Consider the following 14,387-nt stretch of genomic DNA (forward strand, 5'->3'; position numbering starts at 1 on the left):
ACGCTGACAGATTGTCTCCCGTACTTCAAATAAATTTGGATAGAAGGGGCTTACAATGGGTAATCACAATCTTCAGCAGCGTCGTCTGAATGCCACTCCACGCGGAGTAGGCGTAATGTGCAACTTCTACGCCAGCTCAGCAGAAAACAGCACCCTGACGGATGTCGAGGGCAATGAATATATCGATTTTGCGGCGGGCATTGCGGTGCTGAACACCGGCCATCGTCATCCTCGTCTGGTGGCGGCGATGGAGCAGCAGCTCAAGGCTTTTACCCATACCGCCTATCAGATCGTCCCCTATGAGAGCTACATCTCACTGGCGGAAAAAATCAATGCTGCCGCGCCTGTTGAAGGCGAGCTGAAAACCGCGTTTTTCTCCACGGGTGCGGAAGCGGTAGAGAACGCGGTGAAAATCGCGCGCGCCTACACCGGACGGCCTGGCATCATCGCCTTCGGCGGCGGCTTCCACGGCCGCACCTATATGACCATGGCGCTGACCGGCAAAGTCGCGCCCTATAAGAAAGGCTTCGGTCCTTTCCCTGGCTCGGTTTTTCACGTGCCCTATCCGTCAGAACTTCATAACGTCACCACCGCCGACACCCTGATCGCCATCGAGCGCCTGTTTAAGGCCGATATCGACGCCAGTCAGGTGGCGGCAATTATCTTTGAACCGGTGCAGGGCGAGGGCGGGTTCAATGTCGCACCGCCGGAACTGATCGCCGCTATTCGTCGCCTCTGCGATGAGCATGGCATTGTAATGATCGCGGATGAGGTGCAGAGCGGCTTCGCCCGCACAGGCAAGCTGTTTGCTATGGATCACTATCAGCATCAGGCCGACCTGATGACCATGGCGAAAAGCCTGGCGGGCGGTATGCCGCTCTCTGGCGTGGTGGGCAAAGCTGAGATCATGGACGCGCCTGCGCCAGGCGGCCTGGGCGGCACCTATGCGGGCAACCCCATGGCGGTGGCGTCAGCGCACGCGGTGCTGGATATCATCAAAGATGAACAGCTCTGTCAGCGTGCCGACGCGCTGGGCGAGCGTCTGCGCGTGGCGCTGCGCGACTGTCAGGAATGGTGCGCTGAACTGGCTGAGATCCGCGGGCTGGGCTCGATGATCGCGGCTGAATTCTGCGATGCGCAGACCGGCGAGCCTTCCGCCGCCGCCGCGCAGAAAATCCAGCAGCGGGCGCTTGAGCAGGGGCTGCTGCTGCTGACCTGCGGCCAGTATGGCAACGTGATCCGCTTTCTCTATCCCTTAACCATTCCCGACGCCCAGTTTGACAAGGCGCTGAAGATCATCGCATCTGCGACAAAAATCCAGGAGGCATAGAGGATGAAACTAGACAATCCGGCACTCCTTATCGAGAAAAATCTGGTAGAAGGCCAGTGGATCGGCGCCGATTCGGGCGCGACACTGAGCGTAAAAAATGTCGCGACGGGCGAAGAGATCGCCAGCGTGCCGCTGCTGGGCCGTGCAGAGACGCAGCGCGCTATTGCTTATGCGGAACAGGCGCAGCGCGAATGGAAGCGACGCACCGCAACCGAGCGCGCGAAAATCCTGCATCGCTGGGTGTCGCTTATTGAGGAAAGCCGCGAGGATCTGGCTCGCCTGATCACCGCAGAGGGCGGAAAACCACTGGCGGAAGCGCGAGGCGAAATCGCCTACGCCGCCTCGTTCATTACGTGGTTCGCCGAAGAGGCGCGGCGCGTTGACGGCGCGGTGTTGCAGCCGGTCAACGCGTCGCAGCGTTACGTAGTGACGAAGCAGCCTGTCGGGGTTTGCGCGGCCATCACGCCGTGGAATTTTCCCGCGGCGATGATCACGCGCAAAGTGGCGCCCGCGCTGGCCTCGGGCTGCGCCATCATTGTCAAACCCGCAGAGCAGACGCCGTTAACGGCGCTGGCGCTTGCCCGGCTGGGCGAAGAGGCGGGGCTGCCAGCCGGCGTGCTTCAGGTGGTGACGGGCGATCCGCGTGCAATAGGCGAGGAGCTTTGCCAGAACCCGACGGTGCGCAAACTGAGCTTTACCGGATCTACCGAGACCGGCCGCACCCTGATGGCGCAGTGCGCGCCCAGCATTAAGAAGTTGTCCCTCGAGCTGGGCGGCAACGCGCCGGTTATCGTGTTTGACGACGCCGATCTCGAGCAGGCTGTCGCCGGCATTATGGCCTCGAAATTCCGCAACAGCGGCCAGACCTGCGTCTGCGCGAACCGAATCTATGTGCAGCGCGGCATTTACGCCGCGCTGTCAGATGCGCTGGTCAACGCGGTCAACGCGCTTAAGGTGGGCAACGGTCTGGATGAAACCATTAATCAGGGGCCGCTTATTGATGAGAGAGCGATGAATAAAGTGGAGTCCCATATCCATGATGCGCTTGAGAAAGGGGCCACCCTGCTGACAGGAGGAAAACGCCATCCGCTGGGGGGCAATTTCTTTACGCCAACGGTGATCGGCAATGTCGACCAGTCGATGCGTTTTGCCCGCGAGGAAACCTTTGGCCCGGTGGCGCCGCTGTTTCAGTTCAGCACGGATGAAGAGGTGATTCAGTATGCCAACGAGACGGAATTTGGTCTTGCCGCTTATATCTTTACCCGCGACGCCCGACGTCAATGGCTGGTTCCCGAGGCGCTGGAATATGGCATGGTCGGCGTCAATACCGGCCTGATCTCTAACGAAGTCGCGCCGTTCGGCGGCATCAAGCAGTCCGGGCTAGGCCGTGAAGGCTCGCGCTTCGGCATGGATGAGTATCTCGAAATTAAATATGTTTGCGTCGCTTTGTAATTAATCTGCCGTAGTACTTTGCTCGCATGAGTCGCGACGATATTGATTATCGTCGTTTTTTTTGCCTTTAAACCGCCGTGAAGCGCTGTTAAGGAGTCTGAATGAACACCCTGTCCTTTCTCAATAGCCATAAAGATTCTGCATGGTCGATTTTTGTTACTCAGGTGGAGCGCGTTCTTCCGCATCTGGGCGACCTGACCTTCTGGGCGTCAACCCTGACGCGTCCCAAGCGCGCCCTGATTGTCGATATTCCGCTGGAAATGGATGACGGAAGCGTCAGGCATTTTGAGGGCTATCGCGTGCAGCACAACCTCTCTCGCGGGCCGGGAAAAGGTGGGGTGAGGTTTCACCCGGACGTGACGCTGGAAGAGGTGATGGCGCTTTCCGCCTGGATGACGGTGAAATGCGCCGCGCTTAACCTGCCTTTCGGCGGCGCCAAAGGCGGCATCCGCGTCGATCCCGCCTCGCTGACCAAAAAAGAGCTGGAGCGGCTGACCCGACGCTATACCAGCGAAATCGGTTTAATTATCGGGCCGCAGCAGGATATTCCCGCGCCGGACGTCGGCACCAATGCGCAGGTGATGGCGTGGATGATGGATACCTATTCCATGAACGTGGGCGCCACGACCACCGGCGTCGTCACCGGAAAGCCGGTTCACCTGGGCGGATCGCTGGGACGCGTGAAGGCAACCGGTCGCGGCGTGTTTGTCACCGGGCGCAAGGCGGCAGAACGTTTACATATCGACGTCAGCCAGGCGCGTATCGGCGTTCAGGGCTTCGGCAATGTCGGCAGCGTGGCGGCTCAGCTGTTTGCGCAGGAAGGCGCCAGCATTATTGCCGTTCAGGATCATTCCGCCACGCTGGTGAATGAACAGGGCATCGATATAGCGGCGCTGATCGCCTGGCAGCAGGCGCGGGGGGAAATCCGCGGCTTTGCCGGCGCTGCCGAGGTTGACCACGACGCATTCTGGACCCTTCGTTACGACATCCTGATACCGGCCGCCCTTGAAGGCCAGATCACTGCGTCGCGCGCAGAACGACTCGACTGCCGGCTAGTGCTGGAAGGCGCCAACGGCCCGACGGTGCCGCAGGCGGATGACATTCTGCGCGAGCGCGGCATTACGGTGCTGCCCGATGTGATCTGCAACGCAGGCGGGGTGACCGTTAGCTACTTCGAATGGGTGCAGGATTTTTCAAGCTTCTACTGGTCGGAAAACGAAATTTATCAAAAGCTGGACGCCATTATTCTCAGCGCGTTCGACTATGTCTGGAACAAGTCTCTTGAGCTGGGCGTGTCGCTGCGCACTGCTGCCTATGCCATTGCCTGTGAGCGCATTCTGATTGCGCGCGAAGAGCGCGGCATCTATCCCTGATTTCCGGCCCGCCGCGCGGGGCTGCTGCCGCTGATTAGCCATCAGGTAATGTTTAACAAAACTGTGACATACGCAATATACATATAACTTATTATGTTTTATAAATTACTCTCTATCGCCTGCGATTATGCCATTAAAGAGAACGACATATGGAACAGACACCTGAAAAAAATCTCTATAATAATCAGCCCGAAAGCAAAGAACAGTTCAACAGATCGATTGGGCTTATCTCTAACTTTGCGCTTGGGTTTACCTACCTTTCACCGCTAACCGCCGTTTATTCGCTGTTTGCGCTGGCCGTGACGCTGGCCGGTCCGCCTGCGGTCTGGTGGATCCTGATCGTCGCCTGCGGGCAGCTGCTGGTGGCGCTGGTGTTTGGCGAAGTCGCTTCCCAGTATCCGATCACCGGCGGGTTATATCCCTGGGCAAGGCGTTTATGGGGAAAAAAATTCGCCTGGATCGCCGCATGGATCTACCTGTGGGCGCTGGTGGTCACCATTACCTCGATTGCCGAATACACCTCTACCTTTGTCGCCTCTCTGTTCCACTTTGCGCAAACGCCGCTCAATCTGCTGATGACCTCCGTCGTGTTGCTGCTGATGATGATGGGCGTGAATATGTCGGGCACCAAGAACCTGGCGCGCGTGGCGAAGATCGGGTTCTGGTGCGAAATCGTGAGCGTGATTGCGCTGGGCATCTATCTGCTGATCTTCCATCGTTCTCAGCCGTTTTCCGTTATCTTTGACTCCATGGGAGTGATGGCGAAAGACGGCAGCTACACCACGGCGTTTATGTCCGCCGCGCTGATGGGGCTGTTTATGTTCTTTGGTTTCGAAGCCTGCGGCAACGTGGCGGAAGAGGTCAAAAATCCCGGCAAAAAAATCCCGCTGGCGATGATCCTCAGCATTGTTTTTGGCGCCATTTCCGCCGTGATTTCAGTGATGGGGTATCTGCTCTCCTCGCCCGATCTGATCGATATCGTCAACGGTAAAATCGCCGATCCTATCCCGGCCATTCTTAACGAAGCGCTGGGCAGCACAGGCGCCACGATATTTATCGTCGTCGCGATCGTTGCGATGCTCTCCTGTATCCTGTCGCTGCAGGCGGCGCTGAGCCGTCTTATCTTCTCGTTCTCTCGCGACAAAATGCTGCCGGGCAGCGAATGGATGGCCAAAATTTCCAAAAACAGTGTGCCGGACAACGCCATGCTGGTCAGCTGCATCCTGCCCGTTATCATCTGCGTCTGGGTCTACTTTCAGCCGGATAATCTGTCGCGCATTACCGCGTTTGCCGTGATCGGCATTTACATCTCTTTCCAGCTGGTGGTGTTGGCGGCGTTGCGCCAGCGTCTCAAGGGCTGGAAGCCAGCGGGCGAGTGGACGCTCGGCTCGTGGGGCGTGATCGTCAACCTGTTCGCGCTGCTCTATGGCCTGTGTGGGATTTGGCTGCTGGCTCAGCCAGCCGACGGCGACAGCTTCCTGGATCGCTGGACGGTGCTGGTGGGTCTGGCGGTGGTGCTGATTGCCGGCCTGCTCTATATGGCTGTCGCCAAACCCTTTGGGCGCTCCAGCGCGCCAGAAAATGACGCCATTGAATATGCCAGCAAGCTAAGGGCGGAAGAGGGCGTCTGATAGCCCGGCGCCTTTGCAACCTTAAGCCGTAGCCTAAAGCGCTACGGCTTTTTTATCTGCTGTGTGGCAGATGACGCATGGCATCCTGCGAAGGGTGCAGGACGCCAGGGAGCACAATGCCGTAATCCGTCTCACGGTAATAAATGACGTGGCTCTCACAGGGAAAGCTGAGAATGCCGTCGCCGAGATCGTTACTGCGGTTCAGGCCTGGAGAAGGTTTGCGGTCGAGAATTTCTGTCATGGTCACGCGCAGTGACTGCGCGTAGAGATCGGCAACTTCCTGGCCCCAGCGCCGATGTGGGTAAGCGCGGATAGAACGGATCTGGCTCCGCGCTTCTTTGGTATAGCGTTCCGTCATCCCTGATTCCTATTCTCCTGCTTTTTCCAGCTCGTCCGCCGTTAGCGGGCTGACCAGAGAAGGGTGTAGCTGTTCTGGTCAATCATTTGCTGCTCGTCCGCTTTGAACAGTTCGCCAATGCGCAGGCGAGGATTAGTCGAGAAAATGATCCGGCCGTCTGGGTTGGTCAGGATGATCTTCTCCTTGCCGCAGAGCGGTAATAGCTCCTCTTCAACCCGGCTGACGAGGATATCGAGCGCCGCGACGCCCAGCACTTTATCGTCGATGACAACGGGCACGGCGGCGGTCAGCGTCAGCGAGGTGTTGCAGATATAGTCGACGTAAGGGCCGTGGATATAGGCTTTACCTTCGGCGACCGGGGTTTTAAACCATTCGAAGGTGCGAAAATCGAGCCGCTGCTGCGTGGCCTGGTCAAGATCGAGACTCACCTGCTTTAGGCCTTTATCCTTTTTGTACCACCACTCAAGCAGCCAGTACTCCCGCACCGCGCCGGCGCTTTCTATATGGCTGGCAAAACCCGCCCCGGAGCAGTAAAGGTTGCTATTGAGAGTCTGTTTGATATGCGACTGAATCGCGGTTTTAACGCCGGGCTCCAGTAATATCTCCGGCCGGCTCTCCTTGAGAGATTGCCGAATCTCATCTGCTAATAAACCAGTACTCTCGACAGTGGAGTGAATGATGTCGTCAATTTTACGGGTTAGCGCGCTAAGGTGCTCTGCGTGATTCATTTTCTACACTGCCTATACGGTTATTATTCAGAGTGGTAATTCATTTTCTTTTCTAATAAATATTCGGTAAAGGTATCAATAAGCTGTGAGGCAGCCTGAACCGCCGTCTGTTCTGAATGGGAGGCCAGCGCTTCTGTCAGCACAGCATAGAGCGCGATCACCTCGCGATGAATATCGCGCGAACGGTAGAGCGCGGCGACTAAAGAAGCCCATTCCGCCTGCAGTTGCAGCTCCTGGTTGGCGAGCCTTGCCGACTGTGAGCTGGCCGCGATGGCCAGCAGACAGCGCATATCCGCCTGGGTTCGCTGCTCTGGCGTTTCCGCTTTTGCCAGCACGTCGGTAAATTCCAGTAAGCGATTCAAATCCGTCTGGGTCATCCTGCGCGACGCGAGTCTCGCGCTGTGACTGATTATCGCGCTGTGCATTTCGCCCAGATCGGCGAGGTAATCCGTGCTGATGCTGCGGAAGGGATGAAGATTCTTGCCCGATTCGGGAACCGTTTCACAGACAAAACTGCCGCCGTTGCGGCCGCGCACCGTGTGGATCAGTTCGTTCGCGCGTAGGGTGTTTAACGCTTCGCGGATGGTAATGTGCGAGACACCCATCATCTTTGCCAGATCCGACTCATTGGGCAGCTGTTCATGCGGTTCAAGCAGGCCGGTAACAATGGCATTGGTAAGACGCTGAACGATCTGATCAGAACGACTGGCCTGGCCAATAGGGGCGAATATAACCGCGTGAGTAATCATAATCTTCTCTGAAAGTCCCTTATACAGGGCGCCATACTTAGCATAAACAACCCGGGCACGGAAGAAGTAAATACCGTCGAGTAATTGTTAAAAGATGCAGAAGAGAGCGCCCGATTTTCCCCTTCTTCTTAGCTGATGCCCTCCAGCACACAGCCCCATTATCAGCGGGAAGCAGACGCATGCCCGCCGCTTAGCGAACGGATTGTAATCGATTTGTTAGAAATGCGATGCGCTTCATGTTGTCAGGACGCGATGATTGAATGTTCGCCTCATAATATATTACATAATATCTTTTATGTATTAATGCGAGCGGAGAAGGCGATGCAAACCCTACAGCACTTTATCAATGGGCAGTATGTATCAAGTCAGGGAAGTGATTTTTTCGATCTGGTCAGTCCGGTTGATGGTGAAATCTATGCGCAGTCGCCCAACGGCGGCAAAGCGGAGGTCGATCTTGCCTACGCTGCGGCTGAACAGGCGTTCATCGTCTGGAAAAAGTCGACGCCGGCTGAAAGACAAAAAGCGCTGCTTAAGTTAGCCGATGAAATCGAGAAAAATATCACCCGCCTGGCGGAGTGGCAGAGTAAAGAAACCGGGCAGCTCAAACATTTTATTGAGAAAGAGGAAATCGCCGCGTCCTGCGACGCTATCCGTTTTTTTGCCGGGGCCGCGCGCTGTCTTGAAGGCAAGGCGGCGGGCGAGTACGCCGCCGGATTCACTTCGGTTATTCGGCGCGAACCGCTGGGCATTGTCGGCCAGGTCGCGCCCTGGAACTATCCCTTTATGATGGCGGTGTGGAAAATCGCGCCCGCGCTGGCTGCCGGCAATACGGTGGTTCTGAAGCCGAGCGACACCACGCCCGTCAGCACGCTGCTCCTTGCTGAGCTAGCCGCGCCGTTTTTCCCCGCCGGCGCGTTTAACGTGGTGCTGGGCAAGGCTGAAACCGGCTCGCTTGTGGTATCAAATCCAGTCGCGTCGCTGGTTTCCATTACCGGATCGGTGCGGGCAGGGCTACAGGTTGCGGCCTCAGCCGCCGCCAATCTCACCAAGGCGCATCTGGAGCTGGGCGGTAAGGCGCCGGTTATCGTCTTTGCGGATGCCGATATGGCCAAGGCCGTAGAGACAATTACCACCGCCGGGTTTTTCAATGCCGGTCAGGATTGCACCGCGGCAACGCGCATCCTGGTTGAGGACTCGGCCTATGAGACGTTTCTGGAAAAACTGGTCGCCAGGACGCGTGAAATCAGGTTCGGCACGCCTGACGATCGCGACGCCCTCTACGGCGCGTTAAACAGCCGCAATCAGCTTGATCAGGTCAGCGGTTTTATCGCGCGTCTGCCCGCTCACGCCAAAATTGAAACCGGCGGCCGTGCGGGAAAAGGACCGGGCTACTACTTTGAGCCCACCATTATCTCCGGGCTTGAACAGCATGACGAGGCGATACAGCATGAGGTGTTTGGGCCGGTGATGACCATCCAGCGCTTCTCTGACGAAGCGGACGCCCTGAACAAAGCCAATGACGTGGAGTATGGGCTGGCGGCAAGCGTCTGGACCCGCCACCACGGCCGCGCGCAGCGTTTCAGCATCGAACTCGATTTTGGCACGGTGTGGATCAACAACCATATCCCGCTGTGCGCGGAAATGCCGCACGGCGGCTTTAAAAAATCGGGCTATGGCAAGGATCTCTCATCGTACTCACTGGATGAGTACACCCGCGTAAAACACATCATGTGCGACATCAACCACTAAAGGAAGCAAGATGAAATCGATCCAACTCGCTGCGCTCTCTCTGGCGCTGATCTCTTCTGCTGTGATGGCGGAAGCATCGCCTCAGTCCGTGGTCAGCAGCTATATGGCCGCATGGAATGCCCATGACGCGTCGCAGGCCGCGCGTTATCTGGCGAAAGATGTCGTTTATTACGATGCCGCCACCGGGTCGCCGGTCAAGGGCAAGGAGAGCGCGGAAAAAGAGGTCATCGGCGCGTTTATCCGCGCGGTGCCTGATTTGCAGTGGAAGATGACCAGCCAGCCCGTTTATAACAAGGATACCATCGCTTTTCAGTGGCAGTTTTCCGGCAAGAACTCGGGCGAATGGGCGGGCGCACCGGCAACCAACAACAACATCAAGTTTGAAGGGGTCAGCTTTATCAAAGTCGTAGACGGGAAAATCACCTGGCAGGGCGACTATTATGATTCCAAAAAGCTCGAGGCTGAGCTGCAAAAAAACTAAACCTCAAGCCTACGGGTAAATGCTTCTCCACGTCTGGGCGTGGAGAAGCATTAACATTACCTGTTCCGATTGCTCTCGCGTCCGGCACCACGCCCTTATCCGTATGCCCTTATCGATTATTTAAGGTTTGCGACAGGGCAGGGATCTCGCTCAGCCCGGCGCCTTTGATTTTCATCTCCAGCTGAACGTTGCGGTGTAAAACAATACTGACCGCGGCCAGCAGCGCCGGCAGCGCAAGAACAAAAAAGATCGCTGACTGCCCTGGAAAGGCGCCCATCAACAGGCCGCCAGTCGATGAACTCAGGATGGCGCCAGTGCGGCCGATACCGTGCATCCAGCTGACGCCGGTGGCGCGGATTTCGGTTGGATAGTAAGCGGGGGAATAGACCTGCAGGCCATTTTGCGCGCCGTTAATGCACATGCCCGTAATAAAGATAATGACGCCAAGCGCCACGCCGCTCAGGCCTGCCAGCCCCTGAATAATCAAACAGGCGCAGCCGATAAAATAGACCACACCGATCACCCATTTTGCCCGCAGTTTGTCCATCAATGCGCCGACAATGATGCCGCCCACCGGGCCGCCCAGCTGGAATAAGCCGGCAATAATAGCGGCCTGTTCCAGCGAAATGCCGCCAGAACGCATAATGGTCGGCAGCCAGCCATTGAGCAGATAGATCACGAACAGACCCATAAAATAGGTCAGCCACAGGATAATGGTGCCGCGCGCAAAGCCATGACGAAACAGTTCTGCAATGGTGCTTTTACGCTTCACGCCGGGAGAGTTAAGGATAAAGGCGTGATCGGCGGTGAAATTTCCGCCCATGCGGTTCAGCAGGGCGGCGATCTGCGCGCGCGGCGCTTTGCGCACCACCAGGTTAAGCGCCGATTCCGGCAGCAGCCAGCCAATGAACGGCAGCATGATCAGCGGCAGCGCGCCGCCGAAAATCAGCACCGCAGGCCAGTGGTAATGGGCAAGCAACCCGGCCGCGATAAAGCCGCCCAGTCCAGAACCGATATTAAAGCCGCTGAACATCAGCGTGATCATCACGCCCTTGCGGCGCTCAGGCATATATTCAGAGAGTAAAGTCACGCAGTTCGGCATCACCGCGCCCAGCCCTAGTCCCGCAATAAAGCGCAGCAGCGCCATCTGCGTGGGCGAGCCTGCCCAGGCGCAGGCGAGACTAAAGGTAGAGAAGATCAGCACGGAGAGTAAGATCACGCGCTTGCGTCCATATCGGTCCGACAACGGCCCGGCGATCAGGGCGCCCAGCGCAACGCCGAACATCGCCGCGCCCAGAATGGGCCCCATGGCGGAGCGGCTGATGCCCCAGTGTTCAATCAAAGCCGGTGCCACAAAGCCCATCACGGCGGCGTCATAGCCGTCGAACATAATAATAATCAGGCATAGCACCAGCACGCGCCATTGAAAGGATGAAACCGGCCGCGCATCAATCCACGTTTTAACGTTGATCAGGTTGTTTGCTGTCATTGGGTACGCTCTCTTCTGTGCTGCATACGGCAGCTATCGTTGTGGTGAGAGGAAGGTAACAATCAGCTAACACGTTATGCGCGGCGCAAAGGCCTGTCTGTTTAAAAAGGCTTTTAGTGGTATGAGTTACGTTTATATTGTGATGGGATTAACACAGGCAGCAGAGGAAAAAAAAGGCGTCAGAGCGCGGCACTGGCTCATTCTGACGCACAACCCGACAGGATGTTGTATGAATTTCGTTTAGGCTATTTCTTTCATTATTTCGTCAATGCAGTTCAGCAACGCCCTGGCGGCAGGTGAGTGCAGCGCGCCCTGACGGAGCGTTAAGCCAATTTCCCGCCGCGTATCGGGCAGATTAAGCGTCAGCGGTATCAATATGTTGGCCCCTAATTCATATTCAAGCTGATGAGATGAAACCGCCGCCACCATATCTGACTGCAGCAGCACGCCCCTGACGATAGCCAGATCGCCGCTTTCAACCACCGGCTGCGGCGCAGGCATGCCGAGTGCCTCAAAGGCGCGCTCCAGTAAATAGCGGGCTGGGCTGTTTTCTCGGGGCAGGAGCCACTGCGTCTGCGCCAGATCATCCGGCGTCAGCAGACGACCGGCCAGGGGATGCTGCGGTCGCGCCACCAAAATCAACTCTTCATCGAACAGCACCTGATTTTGAATATCCGGAACGGCGTCGTTCTGGCGAAGCGCGCCGAGAATAAAATCGATATCGCCGGCACGCAGCTCGGAAACCAGCGCGCTGAACGCGCTTTCGTTGGTGACGACTTTAACGCCGGGATAGCGCTTCACCATCTGCGTAATCGCCTGCGGCAGCAGGCTGCTGCGGCACAGCGGCAGGGCGCCAACGTGCACGGTGCCGGTGAGTATGCCCTGCTGTGCCGCGAGATCTTCCGGGATATGACGGATTTCATTCAGCGCCCGGCTAATGAAGGGCGCGATCTCGCGTCCGGCCGGCGTAGGCATCATGCCTTTCGGCGTGCGCTGAAACAGCGCCAGACCCGCGCCCTTCTCCAGCACCTTCAGTGCCGCGCTGACCGCTGGCTGGCTGATGCCGAGCGAAACCGCCACGCTCTGCGTGTGGTGAAAACGTCCCAGCGCAAGAAAGATCTGTAATCGTCTCAGGTTGAACAGCCAGATGGGTTCCGCCTCTTCACGCTGGCTGTCACGCTGCTTCAGCTTGCTCAGCAACAGGGGAATATGATGCAGCTCCTGAATCGCCCGCCGGGCGCGCGGCAGGACACATTTTCCCATCTCCGTCAGCAGCATGCCGCTTGAGTGCCGTTCAAACAGCGGCGTCGCTAAAGTGTGTTCAAGATCACGGATTGAACGGGTGATCGCCGACTGCGTGCGAAACAATTTGTCAGCTGCATCGGAAACGGTGCCGCGTTCCGCAATCATGCAAAACGCACGTATCTGCATGATTTTAATCATATAATCCTGAGATTTTATTTTCATTTTCGCGCTGGGTATTTTGCAGGGTGAATCACAACATAAATAAAAATCATAGCTCGCGCAATGAAAGGCATTATCCGTCCCTTCTACACCATGTCAGGATGAAAAAAACGGCAAACGCAGGATATGACGATGGAAAAGATGGCGAAAAAAACCGGTTTAGTGGTCAGTGCGCATTCCGCTGATTTTGTCTGGCGCGCAGGCGGCGCGATTGCGCTGCATGCTGCACAAGGCTATGACGTACACGTGGTCTGCCTGTCATATGGCGAACGCGGCGAATCGGCGAAGCTCTGGCGTAAGGGCAACATGACGGAAGCCCTGGTCAAGCAGAAGCGCCAGGAAGAAGCTGAAGCAGCGGCGAAAATCCTCGGTGCCAGCATTGAATTCTTTGATCTTGGCGATTATCCATTGCGGGCTGACAAAGAGACGCTGTTCCGTCTGGCGGATGTGTTTCGCACGGTGCAGCCGCACTTCGTCCTGACCCATTCGGTCAACGATCCCTATAACTACGATCATCCGCTGGCGGCCAACCTGACGCAGGAGGCGCGCATTATCGCGCAGGCCGAAGGCTATCGTCCGGGCGAACCCATTATCGGCGCGCCGCCGGTCTACTGTTTCGAGCCACATCAGCCCGAGCAGTGCAACTGGAAGCCTGACGTGCTGCTGGATATCACCTCGGTCTGGGACAAAAAATATGCCGCGATACAGTGCATGGCGGGACAGGAACACCTGTGGGAATACTATACCCGCGTGGCCCTGCAGCGCGGCGTGCAGGCAAAACGTAACGTCGGCATCGCCTCGCCGAAGGTGATCAGCCACGGCGAAGGCTATCAGAGCCTGTTTCCGCGCGTCACGGAGGATCTGTCATGAGCCATGTGAACAGAAAGGGCGTGGTCGTCACCCGCATCCAGCGCGCGGCGAGCAGCTTAATGGCCGACTTTGCGCGCTATGGCGTCGCCACCACCCATGAAGCGCAGGGGCGTAGCGGTTTGCTTGACGTGCGGGTGCGTCCGATTCAGCAGAACCGGGCCATTGCCGGCAGCGCCGTCACCGTGCTGGTCTCGCCCGGCGATAACTGGATGTTTCATGTGGCGGTCGAACAGTGTCAGCCAGGCGATGTGCTGCTGGTGGCGCCTACCTCTGACTGCCATGACGGCTTTTTTGGCGACCTGCTGGCGACGTCGTTACAGGCGCGCGGCGTCGTCGCGCTGGTCGGCGACATCGGTATTCGCGACAGCCAGACGCTGCGCGACATGAATTTCCCAGTCTGGTCACGCGCGGTCTGGGCGCAGGGAACGGTAAAAGAGACGCTGGGATCGGTAAATGTGCCGGTGATCTGCGCGGGCCAGCTGATTAATCCGGGCGATATCGTGATCGCCGATGATGACGGCGTGGTGATTGTGCCGCGCGAGCAGGCCGCAACGGTGCATGCCGCAGCGCAAAAGCGCGTCGATGCGGAGGAGGGCAAACGCCAGCGCCTCGCCGCCGGCGAACTGGGGCTGGATATTTATCACATGCGGCCGACACTGGCGGCAAAAGGGCTGCGCTATGTGGCGACCCTTGATGAACTGAAAGACGCCTGA

General features: G+C 57.3%; 13 protein-coding genes. 8 read left to right on the top strand and 5 right to left on the bottom strand.

Annotation, left to right across the window (positions count from 1 at the left end):
• Positions 1–55 precede the first annotated feature (55 nt).
• From puuE to B2J69_RS11985, 4 genes are all read left to right on the top strand, one after another.
• A complete protein-coding gene (gene puuE, locus B2J69_RS11970) occupies positions 56–1,330 on the top strand; it encodes a 4-aminobutyrate transaminase (RefSeq protein WP_081139514.1) in 1,275 nt (424 codons plus the stop codon).
• Positions 1,331–1,333: 3 nt separating this feature from the next.
• The gene (locus B2J69_RS11975) at positions 1,334–2,782 is read left to right on the top strand and encodes an NAD-dependent succinate-semialdehyde dehydrogenase (RefSeq protein ID WP_081139515.1); all 1,449 of its coding nucleotides are present in this window, start codon (positions 1,334–1,336) and stop codon (positions 2,780–2,782) included.
• A 101-nt stretch (positions 2,783–2,883) separates the two neighbouring features.
• The gene (locus B2J69_RS11980) at positions 2,884–4,155 is read left to right on the top strand and encodes a Glu/Leu/Phe/Val family dehydrogenase (protein ID WP_081139516.1); all 1,272 of its coding nucleotides are present in this window, start codon (positions 2,884–2,886) and stop codon (positions 4,153–4,155) included.
• Positions 4,156–4,304: 149 nt separating this feature from the next.
• Positions 4,305–5,786 (top strand): APC family permease, encoded by a 1,482-nt coding sequence (locus tag B2J69_RS11985; protein WP_081139517.1) that lies wholly within the window; start codon positions 4,305–4,307, stop codon positions 5,784–5,786.
• 52 nt (positions 5,787–5,838) lie between these two features.
• Here the strand turns inward: B2J69_RS11985 and B2J69_RS11990 are convergent, their stop codons facing one another.
• From B2J69_RS11990 to B2J69_RS12000, 3 genes are read right to left on the bottom strand one after another with little or no spacing between them, the layout of a single operon-like run.
• On the bottom strand, positions 5,839–6,144 hold the full coding sequence (locus tag B2J69_RS11990; protein ID WP_081139518.1) for a type II toxin-antitoxin system RelE/ParE family toxin: 306 nt from the start codon (positions 6,142–6,144) through the stop codon (positions 5,839–5,841).
• Between the two features lie 41 nt (positions 6,145–6,185).
• A complete protein-coding gene (locus B2J69_RS11995; protein WP_081139519.1) occupies positions 6,186–6,872 on the bottom strand; it encodes a cache domain-containing protein in 687 nt (228 codons plus the stop codon).
• 23 nt (positions 6,873–6,895) lie between these two features.
• The gene (locus tag B2J69_RS12000; protein WP_081139520.1) at positions 6,896–7,621 is read right to left on the bottom strand and encodes a FadR/GntR family transcriptional regulator; all 726 of its coding nucleotides are present in this window, start codon (positions 7,619–7,621) and stop codon (positions 6,896–6,898) included.
• Between the two features lie 321 nt (positions 7,622–7,942).
• Here B2J69_RS12000 and B2J69_RS12005 point away from each other — a divergent pair, with 321 nt between their 5' ends.
• Together B2J69_RS12005 and B2J69_RS12010 are read left to right on the top strand one after the other, a co-directional pair.
• Positions 7,943–9,370, top strand: a complete 1,428-nt coding sequence (locus B2J69_RS12005) for a gamma-aminobutyraldehyde dehydrogenase (RefSeq protein WP_081139521.1) — start codon at positions 7,943–7,945, stop codon at positions 9,368–9,370.
• A 10-nt stretch (positions 9,371–9,380) separates the two neighbouring features.
• The gene (locus B2J69_RS12010; RefSeq protein WP_081139522.1) at positions 9,381–9,851 is read left to right on the top strand and encodes an ester cyclase; all 471 of its coding nucleotides are present in this window, start codon (positions 9,381–9,383) and stop codon (positions 9,849–9,851) included.
• A 109-nt stretch (positions 9,852–9,960) separates the two neighbouring features.
• Here B2J69_RS12010 and B2J69_RS12015 read toward each other — a convergent pair whose 3' ends face one another.
• Together B2J69_RS12015 and B2J69_RS12020 are read right to left on the bottom strand one after the other, a co-directional pair.
• The gene (locus B2J69_RS12015; protein ID WP_081139523.1) at positions 9,961–11,340 is read right to left on the bottom strand and encodes an MFS transporter; all 1,380 of its coding nucleotides are present in this window, start codon (positions 11,338–11,340) and stop codon (positions 9,961–9,963) included.
• 240 nt (positions 11,341–11,580) lie between these two features.
• Positions 11,581–12,807: a LysR substrate-binding domain-containing protein gene (locus B2J69_RS12020; protein WP_081139524.1), complete on the bottom strand. Its 1,227-nt coding sequence runs from the start codon at positions 12,805–12,807 to the stop codon at positions 11,581–11,583.
• 129 nt (positions 12,808–12,936) lie between these two features.
• Here B2J69_RS12020 and galB point away from each other — a divergent pair, with 129 nt between their 5' ends.
• Together galB and B2J69_RS12030 are read left to right on the top strand one after the other, a co-directional pair.
• Complete coding sequence (gene galB, locus B2J69_RS12025) at positions 12,937–13,674, top strand: 4-oxalmesaconate hydratase (RefSeq protein ID WP_081139525.1); 738 nt, start codon at positions 12,937–12,939, stop codon at positions 13,672–13,674.
• The gene (locus B2J69_RS12030; protein WP_081139526.1) at positions 13,671–14,387 is read left to right on the top strand and encodes a 4-carboxy-4-hydroxy-2-oxoadipate aldolase/oxaloacetate decarboxylase; all 717 of its coding nucleotides are present in this window, start codon (positions 13,671–13,673) and stop codon (positions 14,385–14,387) included. The genes galB and B2J69_RS12030 overlap by 4 nt, the downstream gene beginning before the upstream one ends.

Origin of the sequence: Pantoea latae (assembly GCF_002077695.1) — a bacterium.
In the GTDB taxonomy this organism is placed as follows: domain Bacteria; phylum Pseudomonadota; class Gammaproteobacteria; order Enterobacterales; family Enterobacteriaceae; genus Pantoea; species Pantoea latae.